General features: G+C 54.4%; 9 protein-coding genes. 8 read left to right on the forward strand and 1 reads right to left on the reverse strand.

Annotated features, from left to right (window positions below):
* The first annotated feature begins 183 nt into the window (after positions 1–183).
* From OGY13_RS18045 to trhP, 8 genes are all read left to right on the forward strand, one after another.
* Positions 184–1,431, forward strand: coding sequence for an MdtA/MuxA family multidrug efflux RND transporter periplasmic adaptor subunit (locus OGY13_RS18045; protein WP_048215952.1), 1,248 nt, complete (start codon positions 184–186; stop codon positions 1,429–1,431).
* Complete coding sequence (locus OGY13_RS18050; protein WP_213752589.1) at positions 1,431–4,553, forward strand: MdtB/MuxB family multidrug efflux RND transporter permease subunit; 3,123 nt, start codon at positions 1,431–1,433, stop codon at positions 4,551–4,553. Before OGY13_RS18045 ends, OGY13_RS18050 begins: the two co-directional genes overlap by 1 nt.
* Positions 4,554–7,634: a multidrug efflux RND transporter permease subunit MdtC gene (gene mdtC, locus OGY13_RS18055; RefSeq protein WP_213752588.1), complete on the forward strand. Its 3,081-nt coding sequence runs from the start codon at positions 4,554–4,556 to the stop codon at positions 7,632–7,634. It abuts the gene before it with no gap.
* Positions 7,631–9,043 carry an MFS transporter gene (locus OGY13_RS18060; RefSeq protein WP_204192613.1) on the forward strand — a complete coding sequence of 471 codons (1,413 nt, stop codon included), beginning with the start codon at positions 7,631–7,633 and terminating at the stop codon, positions 9,041–9,043. Before mdtC ends, OGY13_RS18060 begins: the two co-directional genes overlap by 4 nt.
* A complete protein-coding gene (baeS, locus tag OGY13_RS18065) occupies positions 9,043–10,446 on the forward strand; it encodes an envelope stress sensor histidine kinase BaeS (RefSeq protein ID WP_003834277.1) in 1,404 nt (467 codons plus the stop codon). The genes OGY13_RS18060 and baeS overlap by 1 nt, the downstream gene beginning before the upstream one ends.
* A complete protein-coding gene (gene baeR, locus OGY13_RS18070) occupies positions 10,443–11,165 on the forward strand; it encodes an envelope stress response regulator BaeR (RefSeq protein ID WP_032943946.1) in 723 nt (240 codons plus the stop codon). Before baeS ends, baeR begins: the two co-directional genes overlap by 4 nt.
* A gap of 135 nt (positions 11,166–11,300) precedes the next feature.
* Positions 11,301–11,633 carry a YegP family protein gene (locus tag OGY13_RS18075; RefSeq protein ID WP_048224506.1) on the forward strand — a complete coding sequence of 111 codons (333 nt, stop codon included), beginning with the start codon at positions 11,301–11,303 and terminating at the stop codon, positions 11,631–11,633.
* Positions 11,634–11,792: 159 nt separating this feature from the next.
* Positions 11,793–13,154: a prephenate-dependent tRNA uridine(34) hydroxylase TrhP gene (trhP, locus tag OGY13_RS18080; protein ID WP_213752587.1), complete on the forward strand. Its 1,362-nt coding sequence runs from the start codon at positions 11,793–11,795 to the stop codon at positions 13,152–13,154.
* A 269-nt stretch (positions 13,155–13,423) separates the two neighbouring features.
* Here trhP and clpA read toward each other — a convergent pair whose 3' ends face one another.
* Positions 13,424–15,700, reverse strand: coding sequence for an ATP-dependent Clp protease ATP-binding subunit ClpA (gene clpA, locus OGY13_RS18085; RefSeq protein WP_003036804.1), 2,277 nt, complete (start codon positions 15,698–15,700; stop codon positions 13,424–13,426).
* Positions 15,701–15,709 lie beyond the last annotated feature (9 nt).

Raw genomic sequence — 15,709 nt, forward strand, 5'->3', positions numbered from 1 at the left:
ACTCTATCGCACAATTGCATATTCGCTATCTTCACCACCGATTGTTGCGTAACGCCTCGCAAAGCCGCGTCAGCATTCAGACGAATCCCGACAGTGTTTCATAATTCCTCCATTTTTCTCCCTTGTTCACTGGCTAAACTAGTATCATTCCGCGAATCGTTTCAGGATGAGAAACTCATAACAATGAAAGGCAGTAATAAATCCCGCTGGGTGATAGCAATCGTGATCGTCGTGGCCGCCGTCGCCGCCATCTGGTTCTGGCAAAGCCGCAGCGCATCCCAGGGAACCGCACCGGGCGCGACCAAACCCGCGCAGCACACGGCGGGGTCAGGACGGCGTGGAATGCGCTCCGGACCGTTGGCTCCCGTGCAGGCTGCCACCGCCACCGAGGAAGCCGTGCCACGCTATCTGACAGGGCTGGGGACCGTTACTGCCGCAAATACCGCCACGGTGCGTAGTCGGGTGGATGGTCAACTCATCGCCTTACACTTTGAGGAAGGACAACAGGTTAAAGCCGGTGACCTGCTGGCAGAGATAGATCCCAGCCAGTTCAAAGTTGCTCTGGCTCAGGCGCAGGGACAACTGGCAAAAGATAAAGCCACGCTGGCGAATGCCCGTCGCGATCTTGCCCGCTATCAACAGTTGGTTAAAACCAATCTGGTCTCCCGTCAGGAGCTGGATGCCCAGCAGGCGCTGGTCAATGAGACGTTAGGCACAATCAAAGCGGATGAAGCCAGTGTCGCCAGCGCTCAGTTGCAACTCGACTGGAGCCGGATAACCGCGCCTGTCGATGGTCGTGTCGGCCTGAAACAGGTCGATGTCGGTAACCAGATTTCCAGCGGCGATACCACCGGAATTGTCGTCATTACGCAAACGCATCCTATCGACCTGATATTTACGTTGCCGGAAAACGACATTGCTACCGTATTGCAGGCACAAAAATCGGGGAGCCCGCTGAAGGTCGAAGCCTGGGACCGAACCAATTCGCAAAAGCTGAGCGAAGGAGTTCTGCTCAGCCTCGACAATCAAATTGATGCCACCACCGGAACAATCAAAGTTAAGGCTCGTTTTAACAATCAGGATGATGCTTTATTCCCTAACCAGTTCGTTAACGCCCGCATGCTGGTCGACACACAACAAAATGCTGTTGTGATCCCAACTGCCGCCCTGCAAATGGGTAACGAAGGCCACTTTGTCTGGGTACTGAACAGCGATAACAAAGTGAGCAAACACCTGGTTAAACCGGGTATTCAGGATAGCCAAAAAGTGGTGATTGCCGCCGGGCTTTCTGCGGGCGATCGGGTCGTGACCGACGGGATTGACCGTCTGACGGAAGGCGCAAAAGTCGAAGTCGTTGAGGCGCACGACGCCTCTGTTCAGGACGAGAAAACAGCGCCACGCGGATACGGCAAAAAAGGAGCTAACTCCTGATGCAGGTGTTACCTCCGGACAACACAGGCGGACCATCGCGCCTGTTTATTCTGCGCCCCGTCGCCACCACGCTGCTGATGGTCGCGATTTTGCTTGCCGGAATTATCGGTTATCGCATCCTGCCAATCGCCGCCTTACCTGAAGTGGATTACCCCACGATTCAGGTCGTTACGCTCTACCCTGGCGCCAGCCCGGACGTCATGACCTCGGCGGTCACCGCACCGCTTGAACGTCAGTTTGGACAGATGTCTGGCTTAAAACAGATGTCATCACAAAGCTCCGGTGGCGCATCGGTCGTTACGTTACAGTTTCAACTGACGCTCCCGTTGGATGTTGCCGAGCAGGAAGTTCAGGCCGCGATTAACGCCGCCACCAATTTATTACCCAGCGATCTCCCTAACCCCCCGGTCTACAGCAAGGTAAACCCGGCAGATCCACCGATCATGACGCTGGCGGTCACATCCAGCGCCATGCCGATGACGCAGGTGGAAGATATGGTCGAAACCCGCGTCGCGCAGAAAATCTCTCAGGTCTCCGGCGTGGGTCTGGTAACACTTTCTGGTGGGCAACGTCCGGCGGTCCGCGTGAAGCTTAACGCTCAGGCCATTGCCGCACTCGGTCTGACCAGCGAAACCATCCGTACGGCCATTACCGGTGCCAACGTCAATTCGGCAAAAGGGAGTCTTGATGGCCCAACGCGTGCCGTTACCCTTTCAGCCAACGACCAGATGCAGTCCGCGGATGAATATCGTCAGCTCATTGTTGCCTATAAAAATGGGGCACCGGTTCGTCTGGGCGATGTTGCCACCGTTGAGCAAGGGGCCGAAAACAGCTGGCTGGGCGCATGGGCCAATAAGCAACAAGCTATAGTGATGAATGTTCAGCGTCAGCCTGGCGCGAACATCATCTCCACGGCAGACAGTATCCGCCAGATGCTGCCGCAGCTCACCGAGAGCCTGCCCAAATCGGTTAAGGTCAGCGTACTTTCCGATCGTACAACCAATATTCGTGCGTCCGTAGCGGATACCCAATTTGAGTTGATGCTGGCGATTGCGCTGGTAGTCATGATTATCTACCTGTTTTTGCGCAATATTCCGGCAACTATTATTCCTGCAGTCGCCGTACCGTTATCGTTAATCGGTACTTTCGCGGTGATGGTATTTCTTGATTTCTCCATCAACAACCTGACCCTCATGGCGCTAACCATCGCGACAGGCTTTGTGGTGGATGACGCTATCGTGGTTATCGAGAATATTTCACGCTATATCGAAAAAGGCGAAAAACCGCTGACTGCTGCCCTGAAGGGCGCGGGCGAGATTGGTTTTACCATCATCTCTCTGACATTTTCACTGATCGCCGTACTGATCCCACTGCTATTTATGGGTGATATCGTAGGTCGATTATTCCGGGAGTTCGCTGTGACGCTGGCCGTGGCGATTCTGATTTCCGCCGTTGTCTCACTCACTCTTACGCCGATGATGTGCGCGCGTATGCTGAATCAGGCCTCATTGCGTAAGCAAAACCGCTTCTCCCGTGCCTCAGAGCGCATGTTTGATCGCGTTATTGCCGGGTACGGCCACTGGCTGGCGAAAGTGCTCAACCATCCGTGGCTCACGCTGAGCGTTGCGCTCGGCACGCTGGCGCTGAGCGTTATGCTATGGGTCTTTATCCCCAAAGGCTTCTTTCCGATCCAGGATAACGGCATTATCCAGGGCACGCTACAGGCACCGCAGTCCAGCTCATTTGCCAGCATGGCCCAGCGCCAGCGTCAGGTTTCAGATGTCATTCTGAAAGATCCGGCGGTAGAAAGCCTGACCGCTTTTGTCGGTGTGGACGGCACTAATACGGCATTGAACAGCGCGCGCTTACAAATCAACCTTAAGCCGCTGGATGAACGCGACGATCGGGTGCAGAAAGTGATTGCGCGCCTACAGGACGCGGTTGACAGAGTTCCCGGCGTTGACCTTTATCTTCAGCCCACTCAGGACCTGACGATTGATACTCAGGTCAGCCGGACGCAATATCAGTTCACGTTGCAAGCGACATCCCTTGATGCCCTCAGCACCTGGGTTCCACAGCTGATAGCAAAACTAAATCAGCTACCGCAACTGTCCGATGTCAGTAGCGACTGGCAGGACAAAGGGCTGGTAGCGTATGTGAACGTCAATCGCGACAGCGCCAGCCGTTTGGGCATCAGCATGTCAGATGTCGACAACGCCCTGTACAACGCCTTCGGCCAGCGACTGATTTCAACCATCTACACCCAGGCAAATCAGTATCGCGTGGTGTTAGAACATGACACCAACAATACGCCAGGGCTTGCGGCACTGGATACAATTCGTCTGACCAGTAGCGACGGCGGCATAGTACCGCTCAGCGCGATCGCCAGTGTTGAACAGCGTTTTGCCCCGCTGTCGATTAACCACCTCGATCAGTTCCCGGTCACCACCATCTCGTTCAACGTGCCAGACGAGTGGTCGCTGGGTGATGCGGTACAGGCCATTCTGGATACCGAAAAAACGCTTAACCTGCCCGCCAATATTACCACCCAGTTCCAGGGCAGCACGCTCGCCTTCCAGGCCGCGCTGGGAAATACCATCTGGTTGATTGTGGCTGCGGTTGTCGCGATGTATATCGTCCTCGGCGTGCTGTATGAGAGCTTTATTCACCCAATTACTATTCTCTCCACGTTGCCGACGGCGGGCGTCGGGGCGCTCCTGGCGTTAATGATTGCCGGGAGCGAACTGGACGTCATCGCGATTATCGGCATTATTTTGCTCATCGGTATCGTCAAGAAAAACGCCATCATGATGATCGACTTTGCCCTTGCCGCGGAGCGCGAACAGGGAATGTCACCACGCGATGCCATTTTCCAGGCTTGTCTGCTGCGTTTTCGCCCGATCCTGATGACTACACTGGCGGCACTGCTCGGCGCGTTGCCGCTGATGTTGAGTACCGGCGTGGGCGCAGAGTTACGTCGTCCATTAGGTATTGGCATGGTCGGTGGGCTGCTGGTGAGTCAGGTATTAACCCTGTTTACCACCCCGGTGATTTATCTGCTGTTTGACCGTCTGTCGTTGTACGTGAAAAGCCGCTTCCCGCGTCAGGAAGAGGAAGCGTAAATGAAATTTTTCGCGCTTTTCATTCATCGTCCGGTGGCGACCATTCTCATTTCGGTAGCCATCACCCTGTGCGGCATACTCGGATTTCGTCTGCTGCCGGTCGCTCCGCTACCGCAGGTGGATTTTCCGGTGATCATGGTCAGCGCATCGTTACCGGGTGCCTCACCCGAAACGATGGCGTCCTCGGTCGCAACTCCGCTGGAGCGCTCGCTGGGGCGCATTGCGGGCGTGAACGAAATGACTTCGAGCAGTTCACTTGGCAGTACGCGTATTATTCTCGAATTCAAATTCGACCGTGACATCAATGGCGCGGCGCGGGACGTTCAGGCCGCAATTAACGCCGCGCAAAGTCTGCTACCCAGCGGGATGCCGAGCCGACCAACGTATCGCAAAGCCAACCCTTCCGATGCGCCAATCATGATCCTGACGCTAACGTCGGACACGTACTCGCAAGGTGAATTGTACGATTTCGCATCAACACAACTGGCGCAGACCATCGCACAAATCGACGGCGTGGGCGACGTGGACGTTGGAGGCAGCTCTCTGCCTGCGGTGCGTGTAGGGCTTAATCCGCAGGCGCTGTTTAACCAGGGTGTGTCGCTGGATGACGTGCGTAGCGCAATTGACAACGCCAACGTGCGTAAGCCGCAGGGCGCTATCGAGAATGATACCCACCGCTGGCAGGTCCAAACCAACGATGAGCTGAAAACCGCCGCCGAATACCAGCCGATTATCATCCACTACAATAACGGCGCGGCGGTACGACTGGGCGACGTTGCGTCTGTAACCGACTCGGTGCAGGACGTACGCAACGCGGGGATGACCAATGCCAAACCGGCCATTCTGCTGATGATCCGCAAGCTACCGGAAGCCAATATTATTCAGACGGTAGACAGCATTCGCGCCAAATTGCCGGAGCTACAAACGCTGGTCCCGGCCGCTATCGATCTGCAAATCGCCCAGGACCGCTCGCCGACTATTCGCGCCTCGCTGGAAGAAGTCGAACAGACGCTGATTATCTCCGTGGCGCTGGTTATCCTGGTGGTCTTTATTTTCCTGCGCTCCGGGCGCGCGACGCTGATCCCCGCGGTAGCTGTTCCGGTCTCGCTGATCGGTACCTTTGCCGCCATGTATCTGTGCGGATTCAGCCTGAACAACCTGTCGTTGATGGCGCTCACCATTGCTACGGGATTTGTCGTCGATGACGCCATCGTGGTGCTGGAAAATATTGCCCGCCACCTGGAAGCGGGAATGAAGCCGCTCCAGGCGGCGTTACAGGGTACGCGCGAAGTGGGATTCACCGTGCTCTCCATGAGTCTGTCGCTGGTGGCGGTGTTCCTGCCACTGCTGTTAATGGGCGGATTGCCTGGGCGCTTGCTGCGTGAGTTTGCTGTCACGCTGTCGGTTGCTATCGGTATCTCGCTGCTGGTGTCGCTGACATTAACGCCAATGATGTGCGGCTGGATGCTCAAATCCAGCACCCCGCGCGAACAGTCTCGCAAGCGGGGTTTTGGTCGTGTGCTGGTTGCACTGCAACAGAGTTACGGCACCTCGCTTAAATGGGTGCTACGCCATACGCGGCTGGTAGGCGTGGTGTTACTTAGCACCATCGCGCTGAATATCTGGCTTTATATTTCCATCCCCAAAACCTTCTTCCCGGAGCAGGATACGGGTGTATTGATGGGTGGGATCCAGGCCGACCAGAGCATCTCATTTCAGGCCATGCGCGGCAAACTGCAGGACTTTATGAAGATCATCCGCGACGACCCGGCGGTGAATAACGTCACCGGTTTTACCGGTGGTTCGCGGGTCAACAGCGGGATGATGTTTATTACCCTCAAGCCACGTGATGAGCGCCATGAAACGGCTCAGCAGGTGATCGACCGCCTGCGCGTCGCGCTTTCAAAAGAGCCAGGTGCGAATCTGTTTTTAATGGCGGTGCAAGATATTCGCGTTGGTGGACGCCAGGCCAACGCCAGCTATCAATACACATTGCTGTCCGACGATCTCGCGGCGCTGCGTGAGTGGGAACCGAAGATCCGTAAGGCGCTTGCCGCCCTGCCCCAACTGGCAGACGTCAACTCCGATCAGCAGGACAATGGCGCGGAGATGAATCTGATTTACGATCGCGACACCATGTCTCGTCTGGGGATCGACGTGGCAGCCGCCAACAGCCTGTTGAATAATGCTTTCGGACAACGACAGATCTCTACCATCTATCAGCCGATGAACCAGTACAAAGTGGTGATGGAGGTCGATCGACGTTACACCCAGGACATCAGCGCACTGGACAAAATGTTCGTCATCAACAATGACGGTAAAGCGATCCCGTTATCGTACTTTGCTAAATGGCAGCCGGCGAATGCGCCACTGTCTGTGAACCATCAGGGCTTGTCTGCCGCCTCAACCGTGTCGTTTAACCTGCCGACAGGTTCTTCACTGTCAGAAGCGACAGAGGCCATCAACAGAACCATGACCCAGCTCGGCGTCCCTTCCACGGTTCGCGGTAGCTTTGCCGGTACCGCACAGGTATTTCAGGACACCATGAATTCGCAGGTGATCCTGATTATCGCCGCCATCGCCACGGTCTATATCGTGCTGGGGATGCTGTATGAAAGCTATGTCCATCCGCTGACCATTCTCTCCACGCTACCTTCGGCTGGCGTCGGGGCGTTGCTGGCGCTGGAACTGTTCAATGCCCCGTTCAGCCTAATCGCCCTGATAGGGATCATGCTATTAATTGGCATTGTGAAGAAAAACGCCATCATGATGGTCGATTTTGCGCTGGAAGCGCAGAGAAACGGCAAACTACAGCCGGAAGAAGCTATTTTCCAGGCCTGCCTGTTGCGCTTTCGCCCAATAATGATGACCACGCTGGCGGCGTTGTTTGGCGCGTTGCCGTTGGTGTTATCCGCAGGAGATGGCTCTGAACTGCGTCAGCCTTTGGGGATAACCATTGTCGGTGGGCTGGTCGTGAGTCAGCTCCTGACGCTGTACACCACGCCCGTGGTCTATCTCTTTTTCGACCGTCTGCGTCTGCGTTTTTCGCGTAAAAACAGCAAACCGGTAGCAGAGTTATGACAGAACTTCCCGACAGCACCCGCTGGCAACTTTGGATTGTGGCATTTGGCTTTTTTATGCAGTCGCTGGATACCACCATCGTTAACACCGCGCTTCCCTCGATGGCGGCAAGCCTCGGGGAAAGCCCGTTACACATGCATATGGTCATTGTGTCATATGTTTTAACTGTTGCCGTGATGCTGCCCGCCAGCGGATGGCTGGCGGACAAAGTTGGCGTGCGTAATATCTTCTTCACCGCCATCATCCTGTTTACGCTTGGCTCGCTGTTTTGTGCCGGGTCCAGCACACTCAACGAGCTGGTGATGGCGCGCGTCTTACAAGGCGTTGGCGGCGCGATGATGGTGCCGGTCGGCAGGCTAACGGTGATGAAAATCGTCCCGCGTGAGCAATATATGGCGGCAATGACGTTTGTCACTTTACCCGGTCAAATCGGCCCGCTGCTGGGCCCAGCGTTAGGCGGGATTCTGGTTGAATACGCCTCCTGGCACTGGATATTTTTGATTAACATTCCGGTAGGCATTGTCGGCGCAATAGCGACGTTAATGCTGATGCCCAACTACACCATGCAAACCCGACGTTTCGACCTCTCTGGGTTCGCGATGCTGGCGGTCGGCATGGCGGTACTGACGCTGGCGCTCGATGGCAGCAAAGGAACCGGCCTCTCCAGTATCACGCTGACGGCGCTGGTTATCTGCGGGGTATTGGCTATTGCGCTGTATCTGAAACACGCCCATCGTAATCCGCGTGCGCTATTCAGCCTGAATCTGTTTCGCACACCAACCTTCTCGCTAGGTCTGTTCGGCAGTTTTGCCGGACGCATCGGCAGCGGCATGTTGCCGTTTATGACACCGGTGTTTTTACAGATTGGCCTCGGTTTTTCACCTTTTCATGCCGGGCTGATGATGATCCCGATGGTGCTGGGCAGTATGGGCATGAAGCGCATTGTGGTGCAGGTCGTTAACCGCTTTGGTTACCGTCGTGTGCTGATTACCACTACGCTTGGCCTGTCGCTGGTCAGTCTGTTGCTAATGACCACGGCACTGCTGGGCTGGTATTACGCCCTGCCCTTCGTGCTGTTTTTACAGGGAATGGTCAACTCAACGCGTTTTTCATCCATGAACACGCTTACGTTAAAAGATCTGCCTGACGATCTGGCCAGCAGCGGTAACAGCCTGCTGTCGATGATCATGCAGCTATCGATGAGTATTGGTGTGACCATCGCTGGCCTGCTGCTGGGCATGTTCGGCCAACAGCATATCGCCATCGACAGCGGAAGTACGCATACCGTCTTTATGTATACCTGGCTGTGCATCGCCTTCATTATTGCGCTGCCCGCCATTATTTTTGCCCGCGTGCCGAACGACACGCAAACCAACGCGGTGATTTCACGGCGCAAAAGGAGCACCTGATGAAGTTCTGGCGGCCCGGTATCACCGGCAAACTGTTTCTGGCGATTTTCGCCACCTGCATTGTGTTGCTGATCAGCATGCACTGGGCCGTACGCATTAGCTTCGAACGTGGTTTTATTGACTATATCAAGCACGGCAACGAGCAGCGGCTGCAAATGCTCAGCGACGCATTAAGCGAGCAGTACGAGCAGCACGGCAACTGGCGATTCTTACGCAATAACGATCGTTTTGTTTTCCAGATCCTGCGCTCTTTTGAACACGACAACGACGATGATAAACCGGGTCCAGGCATGCCGCCGCACGGCTGGCGTACACAGTTTTGGGTTGTCGACCAAAACGCCCGTGTGCTTGTCGGCCCGCGCGGCCCAGTTCCTCGCGACGGCATGCGCCATCCCATACGCGTTAACGGTAGCGAAGTGGGCGCCGTGATTGCCTCTCCTGTGGAACGCTTAACGCGGAATACGGATATCAATTTCGACATGCAGCAACGACGATCCAGTTGGCTTATCGTTGCGCTCTCCACGATCCTGGCAGCGCTGGCGACGTTTACGCTGGCGCGCAGCCTGCTGGCCCCGGTTAAGCGGTTGGTGGAAGGCACGCACAAACTGGCAGCGGGCGATTTCACCACTCGCGTTACGCCAACCAGTACGGATGAACTGGGCAAGCTGGCGCAGGACTTCAACCAGCTCGCCAGTACACTGGAAAAAAACCAGCAGATGCGTCGTGACTTTATGGCCGATATTTCTCACGAACTGCGTACGCCGTTGGCGGTGTTGCGCGGTGAACTGGAGGCCATTCAGGATGGTGTCCGCCAGTTTACCCCTGACTCCGTTGCCTCGTTGCAGGCTGAAGTCGGTACGCTCACCAAACTGGTTGACGACCTTCATCAGCTCTCCATGTCAGATGAAGGCGCGCTGGCCTACCAGAAAACATCGCTGGACCTCATCCCCCTATTGGAAGTGGCAAGCGGCGCATTTCGTGAACGCTTCGCCAGCCGTGGATTGACCATACAGCTTTCGCTCCCCGACAGCATGACGGTATTTGGTGACAGGGATCGTCTGATGCAGCTGTTCAACAACCTGCTGGAAAACAGTCTGCGCTACACCGATAGCGGTGGCGGGTTGCATATCAGCGCCGAACAACGCGAACGCATGGTGTTATTAACCTTCGCAGATTCCGCTCCCGGCGTAAGTGACGAGCAGTTACAGAAGCTGTTTGAACGATTTTATCGCACCGAAGGCTCGCGCAACCGCGCCAGTGGAGGTTCCGGGTTGGGGCTGGCGATTTGCGTCAATATCGTACAAGCGCATAATGGTCTGATTCGTGCCGCCCATTCGCCTTTTGGTGGGGTTAGCATTACAGTAGAGTTACCGCTGGAACGCGATTTACAGAGAGATGTATGACTGAGTTACCCATTGATGAAAACACACCACGTATTCTGATCGTGGAAGATGAGCCTAAGCTGGGGCAACTGCTGATCGACTACCTGCGGGCAGCGAGCTACGCCCCTACGCTGATCAACCACGGCGACCTGGTTCTGCCTTACGTGCGCCAAACGCCGCCCGATCTGATCTTGTTGGATCTGATGCTGCCCGGTACCGACGGTCTGACTCTGTGTCGGGAAATCCGCCGCTTCTCAGAAGTCCCCATCATGATGGTAACCGCTAAAATCGAAGAGATTGATCGCCTGCTGGGGCTGGAGATCGGTGCTGATGATTATATTTGTAAACCTTACAGCCCGCGTGAAGTTGTCGCGCGCGTGAAAACAATTCTACGCCGCTGCAAACCGCAGCGCGAACTGCAACAAATGGATGCAGACAGCCCGCTTATCGTCGATGAAGGCCGTTTTCAGGCCTCCTGGCGTGGGAAGATGCTCGATTTAACGCCCGCCGAATTCCGCTTACTTAAAACGTTGTCACATGAGCCGGGAAAAGTGTTCTCCCGTGAACAGTTGCTCAATCATCTCTATGACGATTACCGCGTCGTTACCGACCGCACCATCGACAGCCATATTAAGAACCTGCGACGCAAGCTGGAGTCGCTGGATGCCGAGCAGTCGTTTATCCGCGCGGTCTATGGCGTGGGGTATCGCTGGGAAGCCGACGCCTGCCGAATTGCTTAAACTCTCCTGCCCTTCAGGGCTCCGCTGCTCCGTGAGCCCTGGTAACTAGCAACTCTCCAAATATCGCTCATACTCTTTCTGACAATACTGTCGTCAATAACTGTTTGATATAAAACTTTTAATCAAGGAGTTCATATGGCTGGTTGGTTTGAATTAAGTAAGAGTAGCGATGATCAGTACCGCTTTGTTCTTAAAGCTGGGAACGGGGAAATAATCCTTACCAGTGAGCTTTACACTACAAAAGGCGCTGCAGAAAAAGGGATCGCATCTGTCCAGGCTAACAGCCCTCTGGATGAGCGTTATGAGAAAAAAACAGCGTCTAATGGCAAATTACATTTCAACCTGAAAGCTGCAAACCACCAGATTATTGGTAGCAGTCAACTGTATGCGAATGAACAGTCACGCGAGACCGGTATTGCTTCAGTTAAGACCAATGGTGTCAGTCAGACGATAAAAGATAAGACCTGATAATTACTCGCCCAGCCGGGTAACACAACGCTGTCGCCCGGCGTTTTTCTTTACCTGACTTCCTCGCAGCGCTACAATGCCCGCCCTTAATATGGGGGCACTCCCCTAACCGCCTCATTGAGTGAGGCGAGTCTGACCTGTCATCAGAACGAGAAAATTATGTTTAAACCGGAACTCCTTTCCCCGGCGGGAACGCTGAAAAACATGCGTTACGCTTTCGCCTATGGCGCAGACGCTGTGTATGCGGGCCAACCGCGTTACTCACTGCGCGTACGCAACAACGAATTCAACCACGAAAACCTGCAGCTCGGCATTAATGAAGCCCATGAACTGGGTAAAAAATTCTATGTGGTGGTTAACATTGCCCCACACAATGCCAAGCTGAAGACCTTCATTCGTGATCTGAAACCGGTGGTGGAAATGGGACCGGATGCACTGATCATGTCAGACCCTGGTCTGATTATGCTGGTGCGCGAAAACTTCCCTGACATGGACATTCACCTTTCAGTACAGGCTAACGCCGTAAACTGGGCGACGGTGAAATTCTGGAAGCAGATGGGGCTGACCCGCGTGATCCTCTCCCGCGAGCTGTCGCTGGAAGAAATCGAAGAGATCCGCACCCAGGTGCCGGATATGGAGCTTGAGATCTTCGTTCACGGCGCGCTGTGTATGGCCTACTCCGGCCGTTGCCTGCTTTCTGGCTATATCAACAAGCGTGACCCTAACCAGGGTACCTGCACCAATGCCTGCCGCTGGGAATACAACGTGCAGGAAGGCAAAGAAGACGTGGTGGGCAATATCGTACATAAGTACGAGCCTATCCCGGTACAAAACGTTGAGCCTACGCTGGGTATCGGCGCACCGACAGACAAAGTCTTTATGATTGAAGAAGCCCAGCGTCCGGGTGAGTATATGACCGCGTTCGAAGACGAACATGGCACTTACATCATGAACTCAAAGGATTTGCGTGCCATAGCCCACGTTGAACGCCTGACGCAGATGGGCGTGCATTCCCTGAAGATCGAAGGCCGCACCAAGTCATACTATTACTGTGCACGTACCGCGCAGGTCTATCGTAAAGCCATTGATGATGCCGCAGCCGGTAAACCGTTCGACCCGCAACTGCTCGAAACGCTGGAAGGTCTGGCGCATCGTGGTTACACCGAAGGGTTCCTGCGCCGCCATACGCATGACGACTATCAGAACTACCAATACGGCTTCTCTGTTTCCGAGCGTCAGCAGTTTGTCGGCGAGTTTACCGGCGAACGTAAAGGTGAACTGGCAGCCGTACTGGTGAAAAACAAATTCACCATCGGCGACAGCCTGGAGCTGATGACCCCACAGGGCAACATTAACTTTACCCTCGAACAGATGGAAAACGCGAAAGGTGAAGCCATGCCGGTTGCGCCGGGCGATGGTTACACCGTGTGGATGCCAGTACCAGAGGATATCGATCTGAATTATGCATTGTTGATGCGTAATTTTACCGGTGAGTCCACGCGCAACCCGCATGCTAAGTAGTTAATTACGGTTATTTTTCAGCGTTCGGAAGATTCTTAGAAATCGATCACATACCGTTGCGTTCATTAAGGGTATTATCCCCTCCGCTGAAAAACATAACCCATAAATGCTAGCTGTACCAGGAACCACCTCCTTAGCCTGCGTAATCTCCCTTACGCAGGCTTATTTTTTGCCTGCCGTTTAAACTCCCCCGAATATCCCATTTCAAATCACTTTTATCAGGCGAAAAAAAACCGGGCATTACGCCCGGCTGATTAGGTGATTAAAGATTAATGTGCGGCTTCTGGCTTGTGCTTTTGCGCACTCTGGAAGCCATAGGTCAGCTCATTTTTCTCTTTATCCAGCGCAACGGTCACCTGGCCACCATCCACCAGCGAACCAAACAACAGTTCGTTAGCCAATGGTTTCTTCAGGTTATCCTGGACCACACGCGTCATTGGACGTGCGCCCATTGCGCGGTCATAGCCCTTCTCTGCCAGCCAGTCACGTGCTTCCTGGCTCACTTCCAGAGAGACACCTTTCTGATCCAGCTGAACCTGAAGCTCGACGATAAACTTATCAACAACCTGATGAATCACCTCGGTAGAGAGATGATCGAACCAGATAATGTTGTCGAGGCGGTTACGGAATTCCGGCGTAAACACTTTTTTGATTTCGCCCATTGCATCAGTACTGTTGTCCTGATGAATCAACCCAATCGATTTACGCTCAGTTTCACGCACACCGGCGTTGGTGGTCATGACCAGCACCACGTTGCGGAAATCCGCTTTACGCCCGTTATTGTCGGTCAGCGTGCCGTTATCCATCACTTGCAGCAGCAGGTTAAAGACATCCGGGTGCGCTTTTTCGATTTCATCCAGCAGCAGTACGGCATGCGGATGCTTAATAACAGCATCGGTCAGCAAACCGCCCTGGTCGAAACCAACATACCCCGGAGGCGCACCAATCAGGCGGCTGACGGTGTGGCGTTCCATATATTCGGACATATCAAAACGCAGCAGTTCAATACCCAGCGCTTTGGACAACTGCACCGTGACTTCGGTCTTACCGACGCCAGTTGGTCCGGCAAACAGGAACGAACCGACCGGTTTATGCTCGTGTCCCAGACCGGCACGGCTCATTTTGATCGCTTCAGTCAGCGCCTCAATGGCTTTATCCTGTCCGAATACCAGCATTTTCAGACGGTTACCCAGGTTTTTCAGCGTGTCGCGATCGCTCTGCGAAACGCTCTTCTCCGGGATCCGCGCAATGCGGGCCACAACGGACTCGATATCCGCCACGTTGACGGTTTTCTTGCGCTTGCTGACCGGCATCAGACGCGCACGCGCGCCCGCCTCATCGATCACGTCAATCGCTTTATCCGGCAGATGACGATCGTTAATGTATTTCACCGCCAGTTCAACCGCTGCACGCACCGCTTTGGCGGTATAGCGGACGTCATGGTGCGCTTCGTATTTCGGCTTCAGACCGTTGATTATCTGCACGGTCTCTTCTACCGATGGCTCAGTGACATCGATTTTCTGGAAACGGCGCGCTAAGGCACGATCTTTTTCAAAGATATTGCTGAATTCCTGATAGGTTGTGGACCCTATCACACGGATCTTACCGCTGGAGAGCAGCGGCTTGATCAGGTTAGCCGCATCCACCTGGCCGCCCGATGCCGCACCCGCACCGATAATGGTGTGGATCTCATCGATAAACAGAATGCTGTTAGTATCCTGTTCCAGCTGTTTCAGCAGCGCCTTAAAGCGTTTTTCAAAATCACCGCGATATTTGGTGCCAGCCAACAGCGAGCCGATATCCAGGGAGTAAAGGGTGCAATCAGCCATGATTTCAGGCACATCACCCTGGACGATACGCCAGGCGAGGCCTTCAGCAATGGCGGTTTTACCGACACCAGACTCTCCCACCAGCAGCGGGTTGTTTTTTCTGCGACGGCACAGTACCTGAATGGCGCGCTCCAGCTCTTTGTCCCGGCCAATGAGCGGATCAATTCCACCCACTCGGGCAAGCTGGTTAAGGTTAGTCGTGAAGTTTTCCATACGGTCCTCCCCGCCAGCTTGCTCTTCGTTATTTGGCTGATTCCCAGAGTCAGAAGACTGACTGGGTTCGTCTTTGCGCGTGCCATGAGAAATAAAATTCACCACATCAAGGCGGCTCACTTCATGCTTACGCAGCAGATAAGCCGCCTGAGATTCCTGCTCGCTGAAGATAGCGACCAGCACATTTGCGCCGGTAACTTCATTACGCCCGGAGGACTGAACATGAAAGACCGCGCGTTGCAGTACACGCTGAAAACTCAACGTTGGCTGCGTGTCGCGTTCTTCCTCACTGGCAGGCAATACAGGTGTGGTCTGTTCAATGAAGGCTTCGAGTTCCTGACGGAGCGCCACCAGATCCACAGAACACGCTTCCAGCGCTTCGCGGGCCGATGGGTTACTGAGCAACGCCAGTAACAAGTGCTCGACGGTCATAAACTCATGTCGGTGCTCGCGCGCTCTGGCGAAAGCCATGTTTAAACTGAGTTCCAGTTCTTGATTGAGCATAGGCACCTC

This window comes from Citrobacter sp. Cpo045, assembly GCF_030332875.1.
Classification (GTDB): domain Bacteria; phylum Pseudomonadota; class Gammaproteobacteria; order Enterobacterales; family Enterobacteriaceae; genus Citrobacter; species Citrobacter portucalensis.